Here is a 24,887-nt window from a genome sequence, read left to right as displayed (position 1 = left end):
TCAGCTCAGCGGGGGGAGTTGAGGCTCATCGGTATCGGCTGGTGGTGGGGTTGGGAGAGCGATGGCGTCTCCAGCCTCATCAAATAGCCGCCAGCCATCCGGATCGGCTTCTAAATGAATGGACCCTCCAATCGAAACGTTCAGGCTTGGATCGGCTCTGACTTGCACCAAGTGGTCGCCATCCAGCAACCGGCAGGTGAGCAGTTGTTCGTTCCCTAAAACCTCACTGTGACTCACCTCAGCTGGCAGGTTTCGGTTGGTGGCTGGTGCGACATGGAGTTGTTCTGGACGAATTCCTCCGCTCAATTGTTGGCCTTCGAGGGTCTGAAGCAGGGTCCTGATCGGTCCCTCCACGTTGAGGCGCCTGTCCTCGAGCATCAGTGTGCCGCCAGAGCCAACATGCACGGGGAGCACGTTCATCGGCGGGCTGCCGATGAACTGGGCGACAAACAAGTTGGAAGGCCAGCGGTACAGCTCCATCGGAGTGCCTAATTGCTGCAGATGTCCTTGGTTGAGCACGGCGATGCGGTGGCCCATCGTCATCGCTTCCACCTGGTCATGGGTGACGTAGATGGTGGTGGTCCCGAGTTGGCGCTGGAGGTCAACGATCCGCGCCCGCGTGCTCCCGCGCAATTTGGCGTCGAGATTGCTCAGTGGTTCATCCATCAGGAAGACCTCTGGTTTGCGGGCCATGGCCCTGCCTAGGGCCACCCGTTGTTTTTGTCCGCCAGACAGTTCTTTCGGTCGACGATCGAGGAGCTGATCCAATTCCAGAGATTGCGCCACATCCTGGATGCGCTTCTCAAGCTGTTGCTCTCGATGCGAAGGGACTCTCAGCGGAGAAGGGAGACGGCGTGTGTTGCGGTGAAGTTGGTCCTGGAGCTGTTGCCAGCTCGTGCGCTGTTGGCTTCTCCTCAGGCCGAAAGCCAAGTTGTCGCGGACGCTCAGATGGGGGTAAAGCGCATAGCTTTGGAACACCATCGCCACATTGCGCTTGGCTGGCCTCAGGCCAGACACGGGTTGGTCCCCCACCAGGATCTCGCCTGAGCTCGGGGATTCCAGTCCTGCCATGAGTCGCAAAAGCGTGCTTTTGCCACAACCTGAGGGACCAACGAGCACTAGAAATTCGCCGTCAGCGATGCTGAGGGAGAGATCGCGAATCACCTCAACAGGCTTGCCCCCCCCGCGGGCCGGATAGTTCTTGCTGAGTGCTTCAAAGCGAACCCCGGCCAAGCTCTTGTCCTCGTACTCTTCGATCCTAGGGTTGGGAATTGGCCCCAACTGAGGCTTGCTGTGCAGTTCATCGACCAAGCGCGCATTTCCGTGCGGGGTGGCCGTGGTGGCGATGGCATCGTGGCCTTCCGTCGAGAAAAATATGTTCCAGCGGGAGGCCCCTCCGGTGGTGATGGAGGCCAGGGCTCGGATGTGGTGTTGGAGGCCGATTCCAACCTGCAAACCCTTTTGGATTTCAAATACAAGCGATTGTTCGCTGGGATCGATGGGCGACGGGGAGGCCCCAATCGCTGCACTGGAGCTTCAGGTCCGCCCTTGGTGATCAAAGTGCCCTGTGGCACCGAAGTTCGTCATCTGAGTACGGGCATCGTGCTTGGCGATCTCACCACCCATGGAGAACGCCTCACCGTGGCGTTTGGTGGGCGGGGAGGACTGGGCAATGCCCATTACCTCAGCAATCGCAACCGTGCTCCAGAAAAATGTACGGAGGGTCGCGACGGCGAAGAATGGCCTTTGCAGCTGGAGCTCAAGCTGCTTGCAGAGGTGGGGATTATTGGGCTCCCAAATGCGGGGAAAAGCACCTTGATCAGTGTTCTATCTGCCGCGCGACCAAAAATTGCCGACTACCCGTTCACAACGCTGATCCCGAATCTTGGGGTCGTGCGCCGCCCGACAGGCGACGGCACCGTGTTTGCGGATATTCCGGGTTTGATCGCTGGTGCTGCGCAGGGCGCGGGGTTGGGCCACGATTTTCTTCGTCATATCGAGCGCACCCGGCTGCTCATTCACCTGGTGGATGGCGGCGCCGAGGATCCTTTGTTGGATCTACGCGTTGTTGAAAAGGAGCTAGAGGCCTATGGGCATGGGTTGGTGGAGCGCCCCAGAATCCTGGTCATTAATAAGCAGGAACTGATTCAGGAAGAAGATCTAGATGCGATCGTTTCCGCTCTCACGGATGCCAGCGGGAGCACACCGCTGCTGATTTCGGCGGCGATGAGTCGCGGACTGAATCAGCTGTTGGATCGTGTTTGGAGCGAATTGGGGATCTAGGGCTGGCGGCTGGATCGAAAGGCATAAAAAAACCTGCCCTGGGGGGCAGGTTCATGACCAATGAACGCTGGTTCGACTCAGTCGTCGTAGACGCGGCATTCATCGGCATCTGGGTTTGCATCGCAATAAAGCTCAAGTGAGGTGGGATCGTGCTTGTCCTCAGGGTTGTGCTCTTTGTATTCCTCAAGAGATTGCAGCTCTGTCGTCAGGTGACGCACCTTTGCTTCATCGCCTGAAGCACGAGCGGCTTCAATTTCTGTTTGATCTTTCTTGATGTGCTCGTCGATGGATTTCATGGAATCGGCTGCTCGTGAAGCCAGTTGCAATACAAATATTTTACGACCGGTTTCCTCTAAATCCACCAGTGCTGTAGGCGAAATGGTATCCGTAACAACACGTTTGTCCTCCCTCAAATGGAGGAAGGACTTGTTGGTGCGGGCGCTTATGGCTCGAGTTCACTGAGCTCCAGCCAGCGCTCCTCACTGGCATGAAGCGAGTCCAACAACGTGGCCAGCTCTAAGCTCAAAGAGCTGAGATCGCCCCTGCCGCTAGCAATGGCCTCCTCCAGCTCCTGTTTTCTGATCTCCAGGGCGGGAAGGTCGCTGTCCAGGCGCTCCAACTCCTTCGATTCTTTAAAGCTGCGCCGTTTCGGCTTGTTGTCTTGATGAGAGACCCGTTTAGAGGTTGATTTTGCTGCGCGTTGAGCTGTTTCCTGTGCTGCCAGCGCTTCGCTTTGCGCTTTCTCCAGATCACGGCGGTGATCAAGAAATTCGCTGTAGTTCCCTTCAAAACGCTGCAAGCGCCCGTTTTCAAAACAGAAAAGACGGTCGACGGTGCGGTCCAGAAAGTAGCGATCGTGTGATACGACCACGACACAGCCACGGAAGTCTTCGAGGAGGTCTTCGAGCACACTCAGGGTCTGGACATCCAAGTCGTTGGTTGGCTCGTCGAGCAGCAACACATTGGGTGCCTGAATCAACATCCGGCAAAGACTTAAGCGCCGTCGTTCTCCACCAGAGAGTTTGCTGAGGGGACTGTGTTGTTGGGCTGGTGGAAAGAGGAACCGTTCCAAGAGCTGGGAGGCACTGAGCTGTTCATGGCCAAGGTCGATTGTTGAGGCTGCTTCTTCAACAAAGTCGATCACCTTGCGCTCCAAGCCTTTCCCATCGCTCAAGACATCGGTGTGTTGGTCGAGATAGCCGAGATGAACGGTCTCTCCAATCTGGAGGGACCCGCAGGTCGGCTGACGACGTCCTGCAATGAGGTCCAGCAGGGTTGATTTGCCACTGCCGTTGGGGCCAATGATTCCGACACGATCTTCTGGGCTGAAGCTGTAACTGAAGTCTGAGAGCAAAAACGGCCCGTCCTTGCTGCCATCCGCCGAGACGGAAAGCTGGTCCGCCTCGATCGCGACTTTTCCGATCCGACGACTCACGCTGGCCATCTCTAGCTGAGCGCGGCTCTGTTTCGTCGGCGCGGTCTGCATTTCGTCGATCCGCTGCAGCCGCGCTTTTTGTTTGGTGCTACGGGCCTTGGGTCCCTGTCGCAACCAAGCCAATTCGCGTCGGAGCACGCTTTTAAATTTCGCAGCAGCAGCGGCATCGGCCTGATTTTGCTCGGCTTTTCGCTGTAAGTAAGCGCTGTAATTGCCGTCAATACTTCGCGCTTCCCCCAGCTCCACCTCCACGATCCTGCGGGTCACACGATCCAGCACATAGCGGTCGTGCGTGACGAGGACGACCGCTCCTGGGTAGCGATCTAGCCAGCTTTGCAACCACTCCACCGCTGCGGCATCGAGGTGGTTGGTCGGCTCATCGAGAAGCAGGACATCAGGACAAGCCACAAGGGCCGATGCCAGTCCAACGCGTTTGCGATAACCACCGGAAAGAGCCTCCACAGGGCTGTGTAGATCTGCGATCCCAAGCCGTTGCAGCACTTCCTGGCACTGTTGTTCGAGGCTCCACGCCTCGGATTCGTCCATCCTTTGACTCAGGACCCCCAGCTCGGCTAGGAGCTCGGAGTTGTCTGGATTGTCGGCAACAGCTTCGCTGAGTTCGCTGAAACGCAGCAGCAAGTCTCGTTTCTCTCCGCACCCTGCCAACACCTGTTCCAGAACGGTGAGGCCTGGGTCCACGGTGCTCTCTTGCCCCACGAGCTCAACTCTCAACCGCGACGAGCAGCGTCGTTCCCCTCCCCCAAGCGGTTCCTCTCCGGCCAGCACTTTCAGCAAGGTCGACTTCCCTGACCCATTGGGGCCAATTAGTCCCAGGCGATCACCCTCTCGAATGTGCAGGGTTAGTTCAGCAAACAGCGTGCGGATGCCGAAGTCTTTGGATGCATCGATCAGACTGATCAGGCTCACGTGCTCTCGGCCCTACGCAGATCTTCCAGATAAGCAAATACGCTCTTATCGCCTACATCTGCGGCGGCTTCCATTCCAAATTTGCGCAAGGCAAGAAGCACCAGAAGAGCGGAGGAAATCGCCATCATGCTGATGGCTGTTGGCCCTGCAATCAGGCCACTCAAGTGACCGAGCAGGGCAACGGGCAGAAGCAGGGTGAGTCCGATGGCTTCTGGCCGTCTGAAGCAAAAGAACTCCTTGAAGCCGATGCCGGCCAGGGCTGCAAAGAGGGGGCCAATCGCCAGGGTCCAAAGACGCTGGCTTTCGAGTGCGTTGAAAATGTCCGATGGACCGGCCTGGATGGCTAAGACCAGCCAGCCGATGCATCCAGCAGCCCAAAACAATTGAAGGGCTTGGTGGAGAGGGCGCAAATAGATGTGAATCCAGCGCAAGGCCAGGCCAAGTGATACGGCAAGGGGCAACAGCCATAGGGGCGCCAGCTGCGGCCCTACGAGGATCCATTGTCCGAGGCCTGCACTGAAGCTCAATCCACACACCAGCAAGCAGATTCGGTAGAGCTGAACCTCTCGCTGATCCTGAAGGGTGATGCAATAGGGGCCATACATTCCCTCAAAGCTTGGTTCCGATTGTTCTGCTCTTGTCTTGCTGTTGGTTGTCATTCCGGTTGTGCCACTCCCGCCCCAATCAGTCTGCTCAGCTCAGGGCTATTTGGAACAATTCCGCTGGGGTTTAAGGGAAACAGTGCTCCGAAATAATCCTGCTTCCACCCTTGGCTGTCGCAACTCTCACCGACCCCAGGAAGTGCAAAAAAGCGTTGACGCCAACTCCAAAGTGCTGGAAACATCCATAGCGGCTTGGCGCTACAACCGAATAGGGGCGCGTAGACCATTTCCCAGCGGATCAATGTGGGGAAAAGACGCACATCTGCCAGCGTGATTTGCTCGCCGCAGAGCCATGGCCCTTGGGCTTGCAAGCTCTTCTCCACTTGGTCCAAAGCTGAGAACAGGGCTTGGCTGGCTTGGTCAAAGGCGCCTTGGTTTCGTGCAAATCCACAGCGATAGACGCCGTCGTTGATCGAGGGTTGGATCAATTCCTGCCATGACGCAATCGCAGGTTGCAATTCGCTGGGGGCGAGATCGCGTGCCGTTGCCTCTGCTGGCCACGAACACAGTGCAGCGCTCAAGGGGGTGCTGTCATTCCCCAGCAATCGGGGCTGATCGGATGGGCTTGCACCTGGATCGACCAGGACCGGCACCGTGGCTCGGTAGCTGGGAGGTGCTCCGCACAGCTTGTAAAGATCAAGAAGGCTGTCGCAGCTGAGCCAGGTTGGCTCCAGTCGCCAACGTCCTTCGTCGTGATTGGCATCGGCCTTCAACAGGTTGATGCTTGCGCTGAGTCCTCTCAGTTGAAAAACCAGCCAGACACGATGGGCCCATGGGCAACTGCGGCCAACGATCAGGTGGGGTTTTGTCTTGCTGTTTCTCGCCTCAAGCTCCTGCTCCTCTAAGACGAGGGTTTGCATCGGTGTGCTGTCAGGGCGCCGATAGTGTCCACCTTGATCGGCAGGGCCTAGCCCTCCCATCAAGCGAAGCCATTGCCAGCGCCATCCTTGGCGAGCGCCGCGCACAATCAGTGGATGGATCGCCATCTTTGTTCCATTTGCACGTATCTTCCATCAGATTGTTGATGGCTGCTGAGAGTTGATGCCAAGCCCTCGTGTGCTTGTCGTGGCTGGAACCCATGGGAATGAAATCAATGCTCCCTGGCTGCTGGAACAGTGGCAGCAGCAGCCCCAGTTCATTCAGACCCATGGATGCGAGGTGATCCCGGTGATTGGCAATCCCGATGCTTATGCAAAGGGTTGTCGTTACCTCGATCGTGATCTCAATCGCTCCTTCCAGCCTGATCTTCTTCGGCAGGCTGGCTCAGAGCGGAATCCACCGTTCCAGGTGGATCGCGAAGTTCAGCGTGCCTTTGACCTGGTGAGCCGTTACGGCCTTGAAGGCATCGAGGCCTGTGGTTTGGTGATTGATCTCCACAGCACCACCTCTGCGATGGGAAGCTCTCTGGTGGTCTATGGGCGTCGTCCTGCTGATTTGGCGTTGGCCGCCCTTGTTCAAGGGCGGTTGGGCTTACCGGTGTATCTCCATGAAGCAGACCAGGCTCAGCAGGGATTTCTGGTGGAGAGCTGGCCCTGTGGCCTGGTGATTGAAGTGGGGCCCGTCCCCCAGATGGTGCGTCATCACAAAATCTTGACGCAAACGCGCCTGGCTCTCGAGGCCGTCTTTGAGGCTTGCTCTGATGCGCTGGCCGGACGAGCCCGCTATCCCAAGCAATTGGTGGTGCATCGCCATCTGGGGAGTCTTGATCTCCCACGCTCCCCATCCGGTTCCCCAGACGCCTTCCTCCACCCTCAGCGACAAGGTTCGGACTGGCAGCCCATGTGTGGCGGCGATCCGCTCTTTCAGAAGGCTGATGGCAGCTGTGTTCCCTATGAGGGAGCGGATGGACTGGTTCCACTCTTTATTAATGAGGCGGCCTATGCAGAGAAAGCCATTGCCTTGAGCCTCACCCACAGAGAGTGCTGGCCTCTATCTTTTGAATGGACAGAGGCCTTTCAAGCGCAGCTATCAGCGGGGTGATCCGTTGTAGAGAACTTCGTTCACGCTGCGCCCATCTGGAGCAATCTGGATCTCCGTTTCCGTGGTGGGTGAACTGCCGTTTTCAGGCCAGCCTGGGACGCCTCCCAGAAATTGAAAGGTGTATCCGTTGGCGTCCTGATTGACCAGGCAATCTCCTCCTCCTGTGCTGGTTTGAAACATGCAGGGCTGAGGGCGATAAACGGTGAGACCACCATTTTCGGCAACGGCGGTGTTGCGGGCCAAGTTGATCGCTCTCACTTGCGACGCTGGAATGGGGTCTTGAGCAAGCCCGGGGGTTGCGCCCATCACGCTTGCACCGGTGATGACGGCCATGGCCGAGAGGGTACGGAGATTCATGCAGAACCAGATAGTGCACCTACATCGGAATCATGGTGCCCCGATCTGTCAACTGGATCGTGCCCTTACCGGACCGTTCCGTTGTAAGTGACCTCCAGGATGCGGTCACCGTCTCTGGAGACCAGCACCGATGTCTCGATGGTTGGGTTGGGAGGGGTTTGCTGCTGCCAACCAGGCGGCCCACCTTGGAAGCGGAACAGAAACCCTCCGTCGCTGATGGATTCGAGACAGGACCCTGCTCCGGTTTCGTACATGCAGCTTGCTGCCCTGTATTGGCTTAAGCCCCCGTTCAGCGACTCTGCACGCATGCGCGCGAGATTGGCTGCCTTCGGTTGGGCCAGTGGTAAGGGCCTTGTGGCCTGAGCTGTTGCAGCATTGGAAGCCAATAGCCAAAGGCCGCTTATCAGCACCAAGCCTGTTTTGAACTGATTCATGCCGCAATTTTGGCGCGATGAATCGCTTGTTCAATGCTTCAAGCGAGCTGCAGGTGTAAACGGTTGTGACTGGCGTCTCAGGGACAGCTCTAGCCACAGGCCCAGGTGTTCTGTTCCTGGGTGCAGGGAAGATCACTGCGTGTGCCATCAGCCCAGTAGATCCTCAACCGGTCATCAGCCGTTCCTGTCCTCAAGGTGATGGAACTGACGGGGCCTGCAGGAACCTTATTGCTGTTGTCTGAAGGCGCTGGAAGCTGTTCTGCAAGTTGGCGTTCCAGCTGCTCCAGGCGCTTTTCCAAGCGATTGATCGCTTCGCCCTGTGATGTGTTGACAGGAACTGATTTGGATCCGCAAGCGCTGAGAACGACGGCAGCTGAACTGGCTAACGCAACAGTGATGACCCCACGTCGGAAGCGGAATGCCCTTGAGCTGATTGTCATGGTTCCTGTTGCGACGAATCCAGTGTGGATGGCTAGAAGGCGTTGCCTAGGCGCTCGCTCCAGTACACAACAGCTCCTTGTGCTTCGAGCTCATTCCGCCTGTGGCGTGCCATGGCAACGGGAACCGTTTCTTCGGTGCGTTGACCAGCGTGAAGCCATCGGATCAAAACCATGAGCCTCTCGGTACGGGGTTCATTCAAATCTTAAGCCTTCCTGAAGTTGCCCTTCTCGCGGGGCGAAAAAAGATTCGGGCGCTTAAAAGACGATCACAAACCGCAAACTTGCTTTACAATTACTTCGGCAGGGCGTCCTGCCCTTCCGTAACCGTCTCCTTGCGAGACCTTCTTTTCCGTTCTCATGACTACCACCATCCAGCAGCGCTCCGGCGCTAACGGCTGGCAGCAGTTCTGTGAGTGGGTCACCTCCACCAACAACCGTCTTTATGTCGGTTGGTTCGGTGTTCTGATGATCCCCACCCTGCTTGCCGCTACCACTTGCTTCATCGTCGCTTTCATCGCCGCACCTCCGGTTGATATCGACGGCATCCGCGAGCCTGTTGCAGGTTCTCTGATGTATGGCAACAACATCATTTCTGGTGCTGTTGTTCCTTCCAGCAACGCCATCGGCTTGCACTTCTACCCAATCTGGGAAGCTGCCTCACTCGACGAGTGGCTCTACAACGGCGGTCCTTTCCAACTGGTTGTGTTCCACTTCCTGATCGGCATCTACGCCTACATGGGACGTGAGTGGGAACTTTCCTACCGCTTGGGCATGCGCCCTTGGATCTGTGTTGCCTACAGCGCACCTGTTGCTGCTGCATCTGCAGTGTTCTTGGTCTACCCCTTCGGTCAGGGTTCTTTCTCTGACGCCATGCCCCTGGGCATCTCTGGAACCTTCAACTACATGTTGGTCTTCCAGGCTGAGCACAACATCCTGATGCACCCCTTCCACATGCTTGGTGTGGCTGGTGTCTTCGGTGGTTCACTGTTCTCCGCCATGCACGGCTCACTGGTGACCTCTTCCTTGGTTCGTGAAACAACCGAGACCGAGTCCCAGAACTACGGCTACAAGTTCGGCCAAGAAGAAGAGACCTACAACATCGTTGCAGCTCACGGCTACTTCGGTCGCTTGATCTTCCAATACGCCTCCTTCAATAACAGCCGTAGCCTTCACTTCTTCCTTGCTGCCTGGCCTGTTGTCGGCATCTGGTTCACCGCCCTTGGCGTGTCAACCATGGCCTTCAACCTGAACGGCTTCAACTTCAACCAGTCCATCCTTGATGGTCAGGGCCGCGTCCTGAACACCTGGGCCGATGTGTTGAACCGTGCCGGTCTCGGCATGGAAGTGATGCACGAGCGCAACGCTCATAACTTCCCCCTCGACCTGGCAGCTGCTGAGTCCACACCTGTGGCTCTCCAAGCACCTGCAATCGGTTGATCTGGAACCCCTTAAAAGTTCAGATCAACTGAACTAGAAAGCCCCCTCCCAAAAGGAGGGGGCTTTTTTGTGCCCGGTTTTTATGGCTGGTTTTGTGGCTTTGAAGGAGAGCGCTGACAGCCGTGCTCCCAACGATGACAACCGTCCTTCTATAAAGATCATGGAGCGATCTCAATCCTTAATCAATGGCAATCCATTCCGGCATATCGACCTCTGTTGATTCGATGGATCGTTCAGAGCACTGTGCGATTTGTGCGCTTCACGCCAATGTGGAACGTCTTCGCGATCTCGAGATTTGGCGCAATCGCCATTGGTTGCTGCGTCATCATCCGCACCCTTCCCCGCTGCTTGGTTGGTGTTTGCTCGATGCGCGTCGCCATCTCGCTGGAGCGATCGACTTTTTGGACGATGAAGCGGATGAATGGGGAAGCATTGTTCAGCAAGCGTCCAAACTTGTTAAGACGGTGACTGGCTGCGACAGGGTTTATGCCATTGCCTTCGGGGAGGGAGCGCGCCATCTCCACTTGCATCTAATCCCACGGTTCCAGGCAGATCAGCGCAGTGCCGCATGGAGTGTGGCTGATCTCTACCGCGATGTAGAGGCTGGGCGAGAGCAGCCTGTTCCGTTTGAATCTGTTGAAGAATTCCTTGCAGCCGCTCGCCTTCAATCTCAGGAGGGTTTTATAAATTGAGACAGCCGAAATTAATCTAAGTTTTTATCAGCAGCCTGACTGTCAAGAGGCAGCTCAGGAGCCTTGATTTCTTCAAGCTCAGAGGTTGAGTTGAGGTTGCTTTCCTTGCTTTTTTCCTTCTCGTTCTTCGTTCCCTTCTCAAAGGATTGCATGTTGTCAAGAAAAGGCAATTGCTCGATTTGGGGGACTTCTCGGAAGGGCCTCATGTCTTCAACAGGTTTTGTTTCATCAATTGGCTGAATCTTTGAATCGATCAGTTGCTTGGAGATTGGGCTTTGAATATTGGGCTGTTCTTTGGGGCCGACGATGTCAACAGCTGTGCGTTGAACGACAAGTCGAAATCGCAGCCCTTGTCGTTTGTTGATCTCTTCTTGAACGGCTGAAACTTGTTTATATGTGGGACGTTCTGGGTCTGCAACACGCACTATCACTCGGATGACCGGTGGGTTTTGAGCCCAGTCGATATCAACTCTCTCGATATCTACTTTATTTTTATCTCCAAAGGTCAAGGTCTCGCTGGTTAGAAATTGTTCAATCGTCTTTTCCACTGATTCGCGTGTATTCTCATTTCTCGCTTGGACAAGGAGATTGATAAAACTTGTTCCTAGGGGAATCAGCAATAAACCGGTGAGTGCAAAGCTTGCGGCTCCTAAATGGCTTCGCTTGAGTTCGTGGCGAAAGTAGGAATCTTGGCAGGCCATGAGGACTAATCCGCCGGTCAAAATGCCAAGAAGGTTGGTGGTAAATAGAAGGCCTGCCCCTAATGCTTCCTCCCAATACGCATGGGATAGAAGGAGTCCCATCACGCACACCGGCGGCACAAGAGCAACCGCAATTGCAGTTCCTGCAAGTGAGCTCACGGCATCACTGCGAAGTTTGGCGTAAGTGGCCAGTCCACCGGCCACGAGCGCGATCCCCAAATCGAGAAGGTTTGGCGATGTCCTTGCTGCGACTTCTGAGCCGAATTGAGGCAACCCTGCCAGTCTCCCTAACAAAATGGATAAGACAGTGGTCGCGCACACACCCACGATCAACGTTCGCAAGGAACGAGTGAGCAGGGGGATGTCACCAAAAAGCACGGCAAAAGCGGCGGCTCTTAGCGGCATGATCCATGGGGCTACGACCATGGCACCGATCACGACGGCAGGACTGTTGGCGAGTAAACCCAGGGTTGCGATCATCCCTGCGCCGACACTCAGCACGATGAAGACTTCATCGAGTTCCGCATCTCTACCGAAGCTGCGGTGCATGCGATCGAGCTTGCTGGGTTCGATGCTGGCCATGAACTCTGGTTTAGATGGTTTCAGTTTGAAGGAGTGTGCTCTCCCCCAGATGGGTGATGGACTTGGACGCATTCCCGTTTTATGAAAGGGGAAGACGTCCATTGAAGACATGTCCACCAGCAATCAAATTTGTGCCTGTGATCCCTGCGCTTGCGCAGTGTCTGTTGAGTCTGCTGTTGAGAAAGATGGCAAGGTGTATTGCTCACAGCCTTGCGCTGACGGCCACGCTGGCTCTGAGGAGTGCTGCAACAGCTGCGACTGCTGCTGATCTCTTCATTGTTCGGCGTATTGCCACTCTCGCGCTAGACCTGCACTTCGTCTCATTTCTGTTGAGATTGCATCATGGGATTTCAGGGGTTGATGCGCCTGAGACATGCCGGAAAATCTTTAATGAGATAACGACAGACGCTGTAATTGGTTTCATTTAAGAGTCGCGCAGGTTTTGTGATAACGATTACTTCTGCTTATTGTTGTCTCAAAATCGAGGATGGTTAGCCTTAGATCAGCCTTGTGTAGAAAATTGTCCACAAGGCGATGACAATTTCATGCTTGAAAAGCACAGAGGCAATAAAAAACCCGGCTAAAGCACAGATTCTTTGCTGCAACTGGGTTTGTGCTTAAAGCCGATGACCTGACTTGAACAGGCGACCCACGCTTTACGAAAGCGTTGCTCTACCAGCTGAGCTACATCGGCAGCTTTAGGAACTTAACATTTGGCATTGCGCAGCACAGGGTTTGAGCGACCGCGACTCTCAAAAACAGTTGGATCCAGAATTGAAGGCGCGGCTGCTCCAGGAAGCACGCACTCCCTGGCGTTCTCTAAGGCGCTTGCTCTGGGTCGCTCTCTTCGCTTCCGGCGGGCTTGGTTTGTTCGTCATGACCTTCAAGGTCACCGCTGGAGACACTGTTGTCCTCAGTGACCTGGGGATCCAGATCGGTGCTGTCGTTCTGTTCGGCAGCTTGCTCTGGTTCGATCGCACGCGAGAGTCCTGAGTCTGGTGCGGTAGGGAGATTCAGTTCTTCTGCGTTTGCGTCGTTTAAGGCGTTGGAGTCATCGCCTGAGAGTTCTTCTTCTTCCATCTCCATCGATGGCTCAGGAGCTGGAGGCGTCTCGATGGTCTTTTGAGGTCCCTTCGGTTTCTCAACTGCTGGCGTCTTGCGATCCGGAGTGTGCCAATCCAACGTCTCGAGGCGGAGAAGATCCAAGCCAAGTGAAAACCTTGCCTCTTCGAGTTGACGGTCAGTCAACGCTGCAGCTCCTTCAATGGCTGTCGGAGGACGCGTGAGAAGCCAGATCGATTGGACCAGCTGATGCCATTGCCAAACAATGATTGCCAGCAGCGGGGTTGCAATCAGCAGACTTTGAAGGCGATAGCCACTGTTGAAGGGCGAAAAATCTGCAATGAGCAGCGAGGATCGATCGATCCACCAGAACAGGGCGAGCAGAAGAACAGCCCCTGCTGCTCCCACCAGTTTTAAGAGCAGGTTCTCTTGGACTTGACTGATTTTTCGTTGCCAGCTGGTCCGCCCTTTGAGGGGTTGACGCACGAGGAGCAGGGAGCCCCAATCAACAGGCCGTTTCCACAGCAACACGGCAGGCGCAACAACGGCGATTCCCCAACAAAGAAGGCGTTCCACCGAGGGCACCGGACCAAGATCTGAGCCAGCCAGGATCAAGCGAAGCAGCTGTAGCTCCAGTGGAATGGCTCCAATCGCCACCAACTGGAGCCAGAGAAGCGGCTCGTTGCGAGGTGACATTAGGTGGCGAGCTTGCGGCGCTGGGTCACGAGCTTATAGCCCTCAACAACGTCGCCGTCCTTCCAATTCGCGAAGCGATCACAGCCGATACCGCATTCGAAGCCTGTGGCCACATCCTTGACGTCGTCCTTGTTGCGACGTAGGGAATCGAGGTCTCCAGCAAAGACGATTTCTTTGCCGCGACGCACCCGTACCTTGCAGTTCCGTTGCAGTTTTCCGGTCGTGACATAACAACCAGCCACAGCGCTCTTGCCGATCGTGAAAACGGCTCGAACCTCTGCTTCTCCAAGGGATTCTTCGACAAGTTCTGGTTCGAGGAGACCTTCCATCGCCAACTGGATGTCCTCCAACAGCTTGTAGATGACGTCGTAGTCGCGAACGTCAACACTGTTGGCATCTGCCGCCCGTTTGGCGCCTGATGCCATCGAGGTGTTGAAGCCCACAATCACAGCGCCAGAGGCTGCCGCCAGATCCACGTCCGTTTCTGTGACTTCGCCAGGAGCGGACAGCAACACACGGACCTGCACCTCGTCTTTCGGTAGCTGTTCAAGCGAGCCAAGGATCGCTTCCACACTGCCTTGAACATCGGCCTTGAGAATGAGATTGAGCTCCTTGAGGTCGCCCTCTTTCGCTTGGCCAGACATGGCTGTGAGGGACACGCGACGGGAGGCCATCTGTTGAGCCAGACGACTCGCACGGGCATCGGAAGCACGATCGCCGACCACGGCGCGTGCTGACTTCTCATCGGGATAGACCTCAAACTCGTCGCCTGCCGTGGGCACTTCGCTGAAGCCAAGGGCTTCCACAGCACAGGAAGGACCTGCTTCCTTCAAGCGGCCGCCTCCGTCATCCACCATGGCGCGCACTTTGCCCAGAACTGGGCCTGCGGCGAGCACGTCACCCGTACGCAACGTGCCGTTTTGAACCAGCAACGTGGCCACAGGGCCTTTGGCCTTGTCGAGATGGGCCTCGATCACAGTGCCCTTAGCAAGGCGATCGGGGTTGGCTTGAAGATCCTCAACCTCGGTGACGAGGAGGATCATTTCAAGCAACTTGTCGATGTTCTCTCCGCGGAGGGCACTGACGGGCACCATCACCACATCGCCTCCCCATTCTTCCGCCAGCAGATTCTGTTCAGACAGTTCCTGTTTGACGCGATCGGGGGAGGCTCCCTCTTTGTCGATCTTGTTGATCGCCACAACAACCGGCACTTCTGCCGCTCGTGCATGGCTGATGGCTTCCAAGGTTTGAGGACGCACCCCATCGTCTGCCGCAACCACCAAGACGGCAACGTCAGTGACTTTGGTGCCCCTGGCACGCATGGCGGTGAACGCCTCGTGACCAGGAGTGTCCAGGAAGGTGAGCTTCCGAGGGGCGTCGTTGTGCTGAATCTCGACTTGGTAAGCACCAATGTGTTGGGTGATGCCACCGGCTTCTCCCGCGGCGACGCGGGCTTGACGGATCGCATCGAGGAGGCTGGTCTTGCCGTGGTCGACGTGGCCCATGACGGTGACGACAGGGGGACGGCGAATGAGATGCTCGAGATCTTTCTCTTCGATCATCTCGACGGTCTTCTTGGCCGCCTCTTCGACATCGTCCTGAAGTACAGGCACGCCGAATTCTTGTGCCACAGCTTCGATGGTTGGCATGTCCAAGGTCTGCGTGACCGTGGCAATGACCCCCTTGAAGAACAGAGATTTGATGATTTCAGAGCTCTCGATACTGAGCATGTCAGCGAGCTCTTGGACCGTGAGATTGTCCTCGGGGACCACGATCATTTCTGGCCGTACCTGCTTGGCCTCTCTGGCTGCACGCAGCTCCATCGCGCGGCGACGTTGACGCTGACGTGCGGTTTCCTTGCGCCGCTTCCTGATAGCAGCAACTGGCTTGGGCGCTGGCTTGTGCTTGGTCCTTGGCTTGGAGGGACGGGCCAAGCTGGCGGATAGCACCATCGCCTGGCGTTCACCAGCGAATCCTCCGGTCTCAGCGGTTAGGGCATCATCGTTTTCGCCGATGATGTGAACCTTTTGGCGCTGTTTCTGAGGCGATTTACTGCGCAGTGCTTCCAGTTTGGCGCTGTCATCCCAGTCAGGCCGTCCAGGCCTGCGCTGACCACCAGCGCCTGGTCCAGGTCTGAAGCCTGGACGCCTGGGTGCTGATGGGGGAGTGGCGGTAGGACGGGAAACAGGAGGAGTGGCTTTGGCTCCTCCAGCGGCAGCTTCACCACCGCTTCGGGTGGCGACAGGAGTGCCATCCACGCGTCTTGGCGGTGGTGCTGAAGGACGGCTGTTCGGTTTTTGGAGCTGCATGAGCTCACCGGGGGCCACCGGCTTTCGCATCCCAGGCATGCCACCGGGACGGGGGGCTCCAGGTCTGGCTGCACCAGGGGGACGCCCTTGTCCATCGCCACGGCCACCGGCGCCATCGTTGCTGCCGTCTCTGCGGATGGGTTTGCCGACCAATTCAAGTGATCCGGCACCTGCGCGGGGTTGTCCTGGCTTCGATGGGGCATTTCCAGGTCGTGTCGGGGCCCCAGGACGTTGAGCACCTGCCGGGCGCTGCGGCATGTTTGCCCGCTGACCCGGAGGCCCGCTTGGCCGAGGACTCACTCCTGGGCGTTGTCCGATCTGACGCACGGGGGCACCAGGTGCTGCGCGCTTGGGCTGTGGCCGGCCCACGAGTTCTGGTTTGGGGGCAGGGCGCTGTGGTGCCCCTCTGTTGACTGGGGCTTTCGGTTGCGGACGCGCTGGAGGAGCCGTTGGTCTTGGGCTACTGGCTTCACTGCCAGGGCGCTTCACCGGAGCGGTGCCTGTGGGTCGGGCAGGGGCTGGTGTCGGTCTGGCCGAGCTGGGCCTTGCCGGAGCCGATGGAGCAGAAGCTGTCGGCGCAGGGGATGAGGGCTTGGGCGCTGAGGGCGCAGGAGCGACCGCGGGCTTGGGCCGTGGGGTGGGTGCAGACGGCGCTCCTGCTGAAGGTGCTGAAGCAGAAGGTGCTGGCGCGGCCGCTGCGGGGGGACTTTGTCGGCTCACCGGTTTTTGTGGTGCGGCTTGACGCGACACGGGCTTCTGCACGATCAAGGGCAGGGGCGCCTCTGGTCGTGAAGGTGCAGAAGGTTTCGGAGATGGTTTTGCTGCCGTGGGAGCCGCAGGTTTGCTGGGCATCGACGGGGCTGCTGGGCTGGATGCCTTTTTGACCGAGAGAATTGCTTTTCTAGGCGCGGGCTTGACAGGAGCAGACGCAACTGGGCTCCCACCTTGCTTTAAAAGGTTTCGGATTTTGCCGGCTTCTGTTTCGCTGATGGAGCTGCTATGGCTCCTTGCCGCGATGGACAGCTTCTCGGCGGCATCCAGGACATCTTTGTTCTCCAAGCCAAGGTCCTTGGACAACTCATAAATTCTGACTTTGCCGCTGCTGGTCATTCAGGTCTCCGGTCGGTCCGGGCACGGTGTGCCTCGGGGCTCCACACACGTGGTGCCAATGTTCATCTTGCCTCAGCGGCTGCTACACGAGGTTCGGTGAGCCGCTCTTGCAGCGCCGTTAGTAAGTCGTCAGAAACCTGGCAACGCAGGGATTTCTGAAGCCTTTTGCGGCGGCGTGCCTCTTCAAAACAGGCCTCAGTCGGGCAGAGGTAGGCCGATCGGCCCATCCCCTGATCGAGGAGGACCCCATCCTGATGGTCACGAATCACTCGCAAAAGCAGGCTTCGATCAAGAAGCTGACGGCAAGCGACACAGCGACGGAGGACGGGGCGCGAAACGTTCACCGGGCTCCTTCCTCGTCATCGCTTGTGCTGGGGGCATCCTCAGAGTCGAGCTCGGTGTCCGTTGTCTCGACTGACTCCTCGCTGGCTTCGGCGACAGGCTCTTCTCCTGAAGCTTCAGCTTCTTCGTAATACTCTCCATCTTCCGTGTATCCCTCCTCGTCTTCAGGGAGGGGATAGAGCTCACGAAGTCGAGCATCTTCTTCGGCCCTGGCGGCCTGTTCCACGGCTAGGCGCTCTTCCGCCTCGCGTTGAAGGGCTTCTTCCTCTTCTCTTTGGGAGATGAGCTCAGCAACAACAGCATCTTCTGCGCTTTGGTCGTATTCCGTTGAATTTTTGATGTCAATTTTCCAACCCGTTAATCGAGCGGCAAGACGAACGTTTTGGCCTTCTCGTCCGATCGCAAGACTCAATTGATCGGGTGGCACTAAAACATGGGCATGTTGCCCCTCGGGATCCACAAGACGTACCACTTCAACGCGCGCCGGACTCAGCGAGTTGGCGATGTATTGGCTGGGGTCTTGGGACCAGCGGATGACATCGATTTTTTCGCCTCGGAGTTCATTCACGACCTGTTGAATGCGCGAGCCCCGGGCTCCGATACAAGCTCCAACAGGATCGACTTCTCTCTCGATGCTATCGACAGCCACCTTGGTACGAGGTCCTACCGACCTCGATGGAGGATTGGCTTCACGGGCGACAGCAACGATGCGTACCGAGCCCTCTTGAATTTCAGGAACTTCATTCTCGAAGAGGTAGACCACCAATCCCGCATTGGCTCGACTCACAAAGAGTTGAGGCCCACGGCGTGGCACCTCGCTGACCTCTTTAAGAAAGACTTTGAAGGTGGCGTTGGCTCGGTAGTTGTCGTTGGGGAGCTGATCGCGCCTGGGTAATTCAGCCTCCACTTCGGGGCGGCCGAGGCCTGAACTCACGGCCATGATGATCGATTGACGCTCGAATCGAATCACGCGTGCGGTCAGGACTGGATCCTCAAGATCAGCGAACTCCTCTTGGATCATCCGTCGCTGCTGATCACGCAGCTTTTGCGCCAACACCTGTTTGGTCGTAGCAGCTGCCATGCGACCGAAATCCTCTTTCTCGGGCGTGACGTCCAGGACGACGGTATCGCCGGCCTGGGCGTCTTCAGCCACCTGCATCACCTCGGCTAAGGCAATCTGGTGGTCTTCGCTTTCAACCTCGTCAACAATGATTTTGCTGGCGAGGACCCGATAGCCCTCTTCGTCGAGATCCAGGGCGACATCAAAATTGCTGAAATACTCCTCATCAAAAGGATCTTCACTGATCCCTAAATACAGAGTGCGCCGATAGCGCTCATAGCCTTTGAGGAGGGCTTCCCTTAAGGCAGCTTCAACGACCTGAGGGGCGAGTTTCTTTTCCTCGCTGATGTCTTCGATCAGGTTGCTGAGGCCGGGGAGAAGGACGAGAGCCATCGAGGACGGGAATGAAAGTCTTGGAGGAGAGTGAGGTTGGAAAGAGGCTTAAAGAATCAGCCTGTGGGACTGGTGAGCTCCACAGAAATGATGGAGCTTCGCGAAAACTGTTTAATTCGCCCGTGAATACTGATCTTTACGTGGTCTTCCGTTCGCTCCAAAAGGGTCCCGGAATGTTTCTGCTCAGTTCCTTCGGTATCACGGTGAATCACGTCGACTGGATAGCGACGAAAAGTCTGGAAATCGCGATCCGAATGAAGCCGTTCTCCGATCCCTGGACTGCTGATCTCTAAGACATAAGCCTCGCTGAGAACAGCAGAATTATCCAGGGCTTGTCCCATCGGTGCACTGAAACCGGCGCAATCATCGAGGGTCACATCCTCTCCGCTGGAACGGCGAATTTGGATCTGCACCGTCATGGGTTGCATGTGGGCTAAGACCTGCAAGTCAGCCAACTCAAATCCATGGCCTACTGCTGTGGCAGAGGCCAATTCCTTGAGTGCTGGGAGCAGAGGATGGGGCAAGGACAATCGGAGGGAGAGTCGGGCATTGGCCCGATGGTTGATACTGCGATCACCCCCCTGAAAAGAGGAACTCACCAAGCCGATCAACAATGTAGTTGATTGCCCCTTCCTCCATCAGTCGCAGCCCTGTACGGAGATGCGATAACTGAATCCGGTCGCCCCAGGATCGTTGTTGGCGCCAATTCTGAAATTCACTTGGCTCACGGCCTTCCCGGAAGGAGACTGAAATGGCCCGAACTGGGCTCCCGTGCCCGTTGGTGGCTTCATGAATTCGTTGACAACTTTTAAATTGCTGCCGTCTGAAAATTTCAGGAAGGCTTCGATTGGGTAAGAGCCAGGGTTGCTATCCGTTGAATCTGCTGTGAAGAAGAGTTTGTAAGAGGCAAAAGGTTGATTCACCACAAAATCGGTGTTCCAGTTAGTCCGACCCACCGCTTTCCCGATGAGGCCCTTCGGACGCTCAACTTTCTTTTTGACGATGTAGGGCTTGGGGCCGTCGCCATTCCCACCGATTGGCATGAGGAACGTGCAACCTGCTTGAGCAGTTGGTGCGTGAGCAAAAATGAGCGTTGAGCAAGCCGCGATCACGCCGATGGCTGATGTGGATCGACGGCTTTTGCGTGCCAGAGAAAACATATTGGCTGTTGGATAATTAGGGTGCTTTTACACCCTGATCTTCAATTTGTTCGAGAAGGACCTTCACTGGGATTTGGGTTGAAAAGCGGCAGGCGCAGGTTTCACTTGAGGCCAAGGTTCCATGCTCCCAATACTTGTTGCTTCCAGTTCCGCCTCCGCAAAAGCCGTAGTAATCGCATTGATCGCGGCAAAGCGCTGTGCCCGCGGTCATGTCTTGAAGCAATTGCTGAAATGTTTCGCTTTCAGTGGCTGCAATAAGAGATTGATCGCGAATATTGCCTAAGTTGAACAACCCATACTTTTGGGTTTCAACGGATAAAAGTTCAGGGTCAAACGTGGAAAAATTGCCGGCTGAATCCACACTCAAAATCGAGTATGGGCGATTCATTTCGTTTTGAAGCAGTCTTTGACCACTGATCATCATCTCGGTGATTTGATCGAATTCACGAAGCCGAATCGGAAAACCGTCCCTTTGATTGCACTCCCAGAAGCATTTTAAAAAGTGGTGATATTGCTTTTCTCGGCTGATTCCTTGCATGGAAGAGCTGGCGTTGACGCCTTCCTGCTCTTCAACATTGAAGCCGAGATCATGAATCCCATTGTCCCGAAAAAAGGAGTACATCCTCTCTGGATCTTCCATGGCAGCACTGGTGAGTACGGCAATCGCATGGATCGGAATTTCTTGTTCTTGAAGCTTGCGAATGCCACGCATGGTTAGAGCATGAGAGCCCTTCCCATTCCGGAATCGGCGATGGGAGTCGTGGATCTCTTCCGGTCCATCAACACTCACCCCAACAACAATGCGATTGCGTTTAAAGCATTCACACCAGGCGTCGTTGATCAGCGTGGCATTCGTTTGCACGTGCTGCTCAATCTGAACCCCTTGCTCCTGCAGCTCAGCCGTTTGCTCACGCACGATGGCAGTGGCATCGTCATAAAAGCTGCAGGGCAACGTCAGGGGCTCGCCTGCGTGCCAAAGGATTGAAAGATGAGGGCCCCAAAAGGGACTCTCATACACCCTGTTCAGCAACACAGGTAATTGATTGAGATCAAAGATCCGGCGTTTTTGGCGATCAGGCAAGTAGCAGTAACTGCAATCGAGATTGCAGAGTGATGTGGCCTGAATCACCAAGAGGCCAATGGGTCCGTAATCAGCGTGGTTCACCAATTGGCGAAACCTGCGCGATAGGCATTGGCAAAGCCGCCGCCGCCGCCATTAGCGAAACCTCGACGAGCACCACCACCGTTGGCGAAAGCACGGCCGTTGCCGTTGCCCCAAGCGCGAGCAATGGACTGGCCAGTGTTGTGATCACTGGTCTCCAAGCGTGCCCAGGCGTTATTGGAGAGTTTTTCAATGCGCTGTTCAAGAGCATTCCCGAGATCGGGCTCACTAAGAACAGCGGAGTGAGAGGCGTCAGTGAGCACTGAGCTTGAGGCGAGGATTGCAGCGATGCTCAGCAGGGTTGTTTTGTTCATGGGTGACGTGAAATGTGAGTGGAGTTAGGGACTAGGGCTCAGGAGCCTTTGGACAATTCAGCTGTCGTTGCGAGCACGATGGTGAAGAAATCGCCGATCATGTTTTCGCTCAGTCCAACCTGACTATCAGGACCAATCCACTGATTGACGGCTGTGCGTACGTCTTTGTTGTCGTCCACATAAGCGGTCAGCATGCGACCGATGGCCAAGTTGCTGTAATTCAGAAGGTGAGGAGTGGTGTTCGCGACAACACAGCCCACGCTGGATCTTGCGTAAGGGAATGTGGGGACAAGATCAGCATCCGGAGCTGTGGCTTGACGGCTTGCTTTTAGCCAGAGGCTGTCGCCACCCAGGAATTCAACGGTTCCGTCCTTAAGACCTGCAAGGGCCTCTGTGGGGGTTGAGAAGAATTGGAATTGGGCATCATCAACGGATTTAGCCAGCACGGCTGCTGCTGCCGTGTCTTTCACGACACCAATCGTTTTGCCCTTGAGGCTTTCCGGTGTTCCGTCATTGCCTTTAGGGGCTAAGACACGAACGCCACTTGTTGCGAAAGGCAAGCTGTAAGTAAGCGTTCTTTGTCGTTCCCATGTGAAGGCAACGCCACATGCAATATCGGCTTCTCCGGAACGAATTTTGTTCAGTCCATCCTGTGCAGACTTGATGGAAACAGGCTCGATCACGATGTCATCGGACTTGTTCTCCGACGCTGATTTCAGCTGATCGCGGATGGCGTTGAGCACGACGAAAGAAAGGCCTTCATATTTCCCATCTTTCTCGTCAACCATGGGGAGCACATTGTCAAGGACGACCGCCCTGAGCTTTCCTGTCTCGAATACATTGCCTGCCTGACTTGAAGCTCCTTTGTCGCTGGTGGGAGCTGACTTTTGGCAGGCCACAAGGCCAATCGAAGTGAGCGCGATCAGGCCAGTAGCGGCCGCTTTAAACAAGCGCATGATCGAGAGTTGATGACGTATCTGACGGTAGTAATAGACACGAATTTGGGAAGTGTGCCAGTCAAGGATTGGATCATGCACGATCGGGATCAGTTTGAAGCCTGTGTGCTTCCGACTTCAACAGGAGCGATTTCTTCGTAGCGATCACCAGGCTTCTCGCTGCCTCGTTGGGTTGCGTCTTGGTTGATACAAGCTGCTTTTTGCTCGTCTGTTTTTAAGTACTGACACACGCGTGCCCAAAGTTTGCTGCGGCTTCCGGTGGCTCCACGACTGAACACGACCTCGTCTCCCTGATCGGCGGTTTCATTGATCTCGATCTGACAGAGCTCGCATCGGAGTTGCACGTTTGACGACTCGGTCATGGCTCTGAAATGAAGCAAGGGTTGATCAAACTAATGCCGTGCTTCTTCTTCAAGTGAGTTGCCTGATGCGCGTGCTTCATTCACGTGAGCGGGGCCACTAGCGTGACGATTCTTATGTATTCATGATTCTTGGCCGACGGCATGAAGGTTTTGAAAATGATTCGCTTTTGTTGCCTGACAGCCCTTCTGGTCATGTCTTGCTTCTGCGGCCTCCCCGCTCAGGCCGCGGATCTCTCGTTTACGGCTGGCGGCCACAGTTTTGTTGCTAACGCCGTCCGGGAGGTAGCGCCGTCGGTGGTACGGATTGACACCGAACGCTTGATCGAACGGCAGCCTTTTGATCCGAACTTGATTGACCCTCTCCTGAGAGACCTCCTGGGAGAACCCGGCTATGGGATCGGCCCTGAGCGTCAGCGGGGTCAGGGGTCAGGGGTTGTGATCGATGGCCGTGGCCTGGTGTTGACCAATGCCCATGTCGTTGATCAAGTCAGCACTGTCAATGTGACGTTGTCTGATGGGGAACAGAGAGACGGGGAAGTGATTGGTCAAGACCCTGTCACCGATCTCGCGCTGGTCCGTCTGTCTGGTCGGGCTCTGCCCTCTCCGGCAACGTTGGGAGACTCTGAGGCCTTGGAAGTTGGTGATTGGGCCATTGCGTTAGGCACTCCTTACGGCCTGGAACGAACGGTCACGTTGGGCATTGTCAGCAGTCTTCATCGCAATATCAGCAGCCTCGGCTTTTCCGATAAGCGTCTCGATCTGATCCAGACCGACGCCGCGATTAATCCTGGAAATTCCGGTGGACCCCTGGTGAATGCAACCGGGGAGGTGATTGGGATCAACACGCTGGTGCGTTCTGGTCCTGGGGCCGGATTGGGTTTTGCGATCCCGATCAATTTGGCCTCCCGAGTGGCTGAACAACTCCAAAAAGATGGTGAGGTTGTCCATCCTTATTTGGGAGTCCAACTTGTGCCTCTCACCGCTCGTATTGCGCGAGATCACAACCGTGATCCCAATGCTCTCGTTGAATTGCCGGAACGCTCTGGTGCCTTGGTGCAATCGGTTCTGCCCGACAGCCCTGCTCAACGTGCCGGATTAAGGCGTGGTGATCTGATTGTTCATGCTGGAGAAGACACCATCCGAGATCCCCAGGATTTGTTGAAACAGGTGGACCAAGCGGAAATTGATCAGCCGTTGCTGTTGCAGATTCTGCGCAATGGGGGAGATCTGCAGCTGTCGGTTAAACCGGCTCCTCTGCCAGGAATGAGCTGAGAACTCTTGCTACCGTCTCGCCCTCAGCAGCTGATCGATGTCGGATCTCCAAACTCAAATGAAGCAGGCCGTCGCGGAGGCGGCCGTTGCACAGATTCGTGACGGCATGGTGGTTGGCCTCGGCTCGGGTTCCACTGCCGCTTTGATGATTCAAGGCCTCGGGGCGCGACTGGCAGCAGGTGAGCTTCATGACATTGTCGGCGTGACCACGTCGTTTCAAGGCGAGGTTCTTGCTGCTGAGTTGGGGATTCCTTTGCGGGCTTTGAACGCGATTGATCGCATCGATTTGGCGATCGATGGTGCCGATGAAGTGGATCCTGCTTTCCAACTCATCAAAGGTGGTGGAGCTTGCCATGTGCAAGAGAAGCTGGTCGCTGACCGCGCCGAACGGTTCATCGTCGTGGTTGATTCCACAAAGCTTGTGCAGCGTTTAAATCTCGACTTCCTCTTGCCTGTTGAAGTGCTTCCAGGCGCATGGGTGCAAGTTCAATCCCGTCTGAAATCCATGGGAGGCGTTGCAGAGCTCCGAATGGCAACGCGTAAAGCGGGCCCTGTGGTGACCGACCAGGGCAATCTTGTTCTGGATGTTCGCTTTGAAGCTGGAATCTCTGATCCGATTGCTCTCGAGCGAGATATCAACAACCTTCCAGGTGTCTTGGAGAACGGACTCTTCGTCAACCTGGCTGACGAAGTGCTTGTGGGTGAAATCAGTGATGGCGTTGCCGGAGTCCGCAGCCTGGAGCGAGTGGGTTAAGGCCA

At 56.0% G+C, this 24,887-nt stretch carries 27 protein-coding genes, 1 tRNA gene and 1 pseudogene; 8 read left to right on the top strand and 21 right to left on the bottom strand.

The genetic code is table 11. The features are described from left to right. Entirely contained in the window at positions 1-1,233 is a 1,233-nt protein-coding gene (locus tag SYN8016DRAFT_RS10595; protein ID WP_038014606.1) for an ABC transporter ATP-binding protein, read from the bottom strand. A gap of 60 nt (positions 1,234-1,293) precedes the next feature. Here SYN8016DRAFT_RS10595 and cgtA point away from each other — a divergent pair, with 60 nt between their 5' ends. Beyond that, positions 1,294-2,283 (top strand): Obg family GTPase CgtA, encoded by a 990-nt coding sequence (cgtA, locus tag SYN8016DRAFT_RS10590; protein WP_038014476.1) that lies wholly within the window; start codon positions 1,294-1,296, stop codon positions 2,281-2,283. 77 nt (positions 2,284-2,360) lie between these two features. On the opposite strand, the gene SYN8016DRAFT_RS10585 is transcribed toward cgtA, so the two are convergent. From SYN8016DRAFT_RS10585 to SYN8016DRAFT_RS10570, 4 genes are all read right to left on the bottom strand, one after another. After that, entirely contained in the window at positions 2,361-2,579 is a 219-nt protein-coding gene (locus tag SYN8016DRAFT_RS10585; protein ID WP_038014473.1) for a CP12 domain-containing protein, read from the bottom strand. A gap of 146 nt (positions 2,580-2,725) precedes the next feature. Beyond that, positions 2,726-4,645 (bottom strand): ABC-F family ATP-binding cassette domain-containing protein, encoded by a 1,920-nt coding sequence (locus tag SYN8016DRAFT_RS10580; protein ID WP_006854393.1) that lies wholly within the window; start codon positions 4,643-4,645, stop codon positions 2,726-2,728. Further along, positions 4,642-5,304 carry a DUF2301 domain-containing membrane protein gene (locus SYN8016DRAFT_RS10575; RefSeq protein WP_006854392.1) on the bottom strand — a complete coding sequence of 221 codons (663 nt, stop codon included), beginning with the start codon at positions 5,302-5,304 and terminating at the stop codon, positions 4,642-4,644. The genes SYN8016DRAFT_RS10580 and SYN8016DRAFT_RS10575 overlap by 4 nt, the downstream gene beginning before the upstream one ends. Then, positions 5,301-6,293 carry a glutathione S-transferase C-terminal domain-containing protein gene (locus SYN8016DRAFT_RS10570; RefSeq protein ID WP_006854391.1) on the bottom strand — a complete coding sequence of 331 codons (993 nt, stop codon included), beginning with the start codon at positions 6,291-6,293 and terminating at the stop codon, positions 5,301-5,303. Before SYN8016DRAFT_RS10570 ends, SYN8016DRAFT_RS10575 begins: the two co-directional genes overlap by 4 nt. 55 nt (positions 6,294-6,348) lie before the next feature. Between SYN8016DRAFT_RS10570 and SYN8016DRAFT_RS10565 the strand changes: the two genes are divergently transcribed. Continuing rightward, positions 6,349-7,287: an aspartoacylase gene (locus SYN8016DRAFT_RS10565; protein ID WP_006854390.1), complete on the top strand. Its 939-nt coding sequence runs from the start codon at positions 6,349-6,351 to the stop codon at positions 7,285-7,287. On the opposite strand, the gene SYN8016DRAFT_RS10560 is transcribed toward SYN8016DRAFT_RS10565, so the two are convergent. The 4 genes from SYN8016DRAFT_RS10560 to SYN8016DRAFT_RS15570 all read right to left on the bottom strand — a co-directional run bounded on the left by SYN8016DRAFT_RS10560 (position 7,276) and on the right by SYN8016DRAFT_RS15570 (position 8,691). Then, complete coding sequence (locus SYN8016DRAFT_RS10560) at positions 7,276-7,644, bottom strand: hypothetical protein (protein WP_006854389.1); 369 nt, start codon at positions 7,642-7,644, stop codon at positions 7,276-7,278. The genes SYN8016DRAFT_RS10565 and SYN8016DRAFT_RS10560 overlap by 12 nt on opposite strands. A 65-nt stretch (positions 7,645-7,709) precedes the next feature. Next, positions 7,710-8,078 (bottom strand): hypothetical protein, encoded by a 369-nt coding sequence (locus tag SYN8016DRAFT_RS10555; RefSeq protein WP_006854388.1) that lies wholly within the window; start codon positions 8,076-8,078, stop codon positions 7,710-7,712. 89 nt (positions 8,079-8,167) lie between these two features. Next, positions 8,168-8,518: a hypothetical protein gene (locus SYN8016DRAFT_RS10550; RefSeq protein WP_006854387.1), complete on the bottom strand. Its 351-nt coding sequence runs from the start codon at positions 8,516-8,518 to the stop codon at positions 8,168-8,170. A gap of 32 nt (positions 8,519-8,550) precedes the next feature. After that, positions 8,551-8,691: a hypothetical protein gene (locus SYN8016DRAFT_RS15570; protein ID WP_006854386.1), complete on the bottom strand. Its 141-nt coding sequence runs from the start codon at positions 8,689-8,691 to the stop codon at positions 8,551-8,553. A 184-nt stretch (positions 8,692-8,875) separates the two neighbouring features. On the opposite strand from SYN8016DRAFT_RS15570, the gene psbA reads away from it, so the two are divergent. Continuing rightward, the gene (gene psbA / locus SYN8016DRAFT_RS10545; protein WP_006854385.1) at positions 8,876-9,955 is read left to right on the top strand and encodes a photosystem II q(b) protein; all 1,080 of its coding nucleotides are present in this window, start codon (positions 8,876-8,878) and stop codon (positions 9,953-9,955) included. Positions 9,956-10,179: 224 nt separating this feature from the next. Continuing rightward, positions 10,180-10,647, top strand: a complete 468-nt coding sequence (locus tag SYN8016DRAFT_RS10540; RefSeq protein WP_006854384.1) for an HIT family protein — start codon at positions 10,180-10,182, stop codon at positions 10,645-10,647. Between the two features lie 11 nt (positions 10,648-10,658). Here the strand turns inward: SYN8016DRAFT_RS10540 and SYN8016DRAFT_RS10535 are convergent, their stop codons facing one another. Continuing rightward, entirely contained in the window at positions 10,659-11,930 is a 1,272-nt protein-coding gene (locus SYN8016DRAFT_RS10535) for a DUF389 domain-containing protein (RefSeq protein ID WP_006854383.1), read from the bottom strand. Between the two features lie 109 nt (positions 11,931-12,039). Between SYN8016DRAFT_RS10535 and SYN8016DRAFT_RS14595 the strand changes: the two genes are divergently transcribed. After that, complete coding sequence (locus tag SYN8016DRAFT_RS14595) at positions 12,040-12,198, top strand: metallothionein (RefSeq protein ID WP_071778054.1); 159 nt, start codon at positions 12,040-12,042, stop codon at positions 12,196-12,198. Between the two features lie 353 nt (positions 12,199-12,551). On the opposite strand, the gene SYN8016DRAFT_RS10525 is transcribed toward SYN8016DRAFT_RS14595, so the two are convergent. Next, positions 12,552-12,624: transfer RNA gene (locus SYN8016DRAFT_RS10525), tRNA-Thr, on the bottom strand. A gap of 41 nt (positions 12,625-12,665) precedes the next feature. Between SYN8016DRAFT_RS10525 and SYN8016DRAFT_RS15395 the strand changes: the two genes are divergently transcribed. Beyond that, positions 12,666-12,923 carry a DUF3493 domain-containing protein gene (locus SYN8016DRAFT_RS15395; RefSeq protein WP_071778053.1) on the top strand — a complete coding sequence of 86 codons (258 nt, stop codon included), beginning with the start codon at positions 12,666-12,668 and terminating at the stop codon, positions 12,921-12,923. 204 nt (positions 12,924-13,127) lie between these two features. On the opposite strand, the pseudogene SYN8016DRAFT_RS15850 reads toward SYN8016DRAFT_RS15395, so the two are convergent. The 10 genes and pseudogenes from SYN8016DRAFT_RS15850 to SYN8016DRAFT_RS10475 all read right to left on the bottom strand — a co-directional run. After that, a pseudogene (locus SYN8016DRAFT_RS15850) lies at positions 13,128-13,688 on the bottom strand (low-complexity tail membrane protein); the annotation flags it as partial. After that, positions 13,688-17,107, bottom strand: a complete 3,420-nt coding sequence (infB, locus tag SYN8016DRAFT_RS10515; RefSeq protein WP_038014469.1) for a translation initiation factor IF-2 — start codon at positions 17,105-17,107, stop codon at positions 13,688-13,690. The gene infB and the pseudogene SYN8016DRAFT_RS15850, both read right to left, overlap by 1 nt. Positions 17,108-17,169: 62 nt before the next feature. Further along, the gene (locus SYN8016DRAFT_RS10510; protein WP_006854377.1) at positions 17,170-17,451 is read right to left on the bottom strand and encodes a YlxR family protein; all 282 of its coding nucleotides are present in this window, start codon (positions 17,449-17,451) and stop codon (positions 17,170-17,172) included. Continuing rightward, entirely contained in the window at positions 17,448-18,902 is a 1,455-nt protein-coding gene (gene nusA / locus SYN8016DRAFT_RS10505; protein ID WP_006854376.1) for a transcription termination factor NusA, read from the bottom strand. Before nusA ends, SYN8016DRAFT_RS10510 begins: the two co-directional genes overlap by 4 nt. A gap of 56 nt (positions 18,903-18,958) precedes the next feature. Beyond that, positions 18,959-19,426 carry a ribosome maturation factor RimP gene (gene rimP, locus SYN8016DRAFT_RS10500; RefSeq protein WP_038014601.1) on the bottom strand — a complete coding sequence of 156 codons (468 nt, stop codon included), beginning with the start codon at positions 19,424-19,426 and terminating at the stop codon, positions 18,959-18,961. Positions 19,427-19,540: 114 nt separating this feature from the next. Next, positions 19,541-19,945, bottom strand: a complete 405-nt coding sequence (locus SYN8016DRAFT_RS10495; protein WP_006854374.1) for a hypothetical protein — start codon at positions 19,943-19,945, stop codon at positions 19,541-19,543. Positions 19,946-20,078: 133 nt separating this feature from the next. Beyond that, on the bottom strand, positions 20,079-21,227 hold the full coding sequence (gene grrM, locus SYN8016DRAFT_RS10490) for a cyclophane-forming radical SAM/SPASM peptide maturase GrrM/OscB (protein WP_006854373.1): 1,149 nt from the start codon (positions 21,225-21,227) through the stop codon (positions 20,079-20,081). Beyond that, positions 21,224-21,538, bottom strand: a complete 315-nt coding sequence (gene grrA / locus SYN8016DRAFT_RS10485; protein WP_006854372.1) for a GrrA/OscA1 family cyclophane-containing rSAM-modified RiPP — start codon at positions 21,536-21,538, stop codon at positions 21,224-21,226. The genes grrM and grrA overlap by 4 nt, the downstream gene beginning before the upstream one ends. A gap of 38 nt (positions 21,539-21,576) precedes the next feature. Continuing rightward, on the bottom strand, positions 21,577-22,575 hold the full coding sequence (gene grrP, locus SYN8016DRAFT_RS10480) for an extracellular substrate binding-like orphan protein GrrP (protein ID WP_006854371.1): 999 nt from the start codon (positions 22,573-22,575) through the stop codon (positions 21,577-21,579). 8 nt (positions 22,576-22,583) lie between these two features. Further along, positions 22,584-22,856 carry a hypothetical protein gene (locus SYN8016DRAFT_RS10475; RefSeq protein WP_006854370.1) on the bottom strand — a complete coding sequence of 91 codons (273 nt, stop codon included), beginning with the start codon at positions 22,854-22,856 and terminating at the stop codon, positions 22,584-22,586. 141 nt (positions 22,857-22,997) lie between these two features. Between SYN8016DRAFT_RS10475 and SYN8016DRAFT_RS10470 the strand changes: the two genes are divergently transcribed. Together SYN8016DRAFT_RS10470 and rpiA are read left to right on the top strand one after the other, a co-directional pair. Then, entirely contained in the window at positions 22,998-24,128 is a 1,131-nt protein-coding gene (locus SYN8016DRAFT_RS10470; protein WP_006854369.1) for a trypsin-like peptidase domain-containing protein, read from the top strand. 37 nt (positions 24,129-24,165) lie between these two features. Continuing rightward, positions 24,166-24,882 (top strand): ribose-5-phosphate isomerase RpiA, encoded by a 717-nt coding sequence (rpiA, locus tag SYN8016DRAFT_RS10465; RefSeq protein ID WP_006854368.1) that lies wholly within the window; start codon positions 24,166-24,168, stop codon positions 24,880-24,882. Positions 24,883-24,887 lie beyond the last annotated feature (5 nt).

The sequence above is a fragment of the Synechococcus sp. WH 8016 genome (assembly GCF_000230675.1).
Classification (GTDB): Bacteria; Cyanobacteriota; Cyanobacteriia; order PCC-6307; family Cyanobiaceae; genus Synechococcus_C.
The sequence above is the reverse complement of the archived record's forward strand: the minus strand, read 5'-3'. Positions and strand labels throughout refer to the sequence as shown.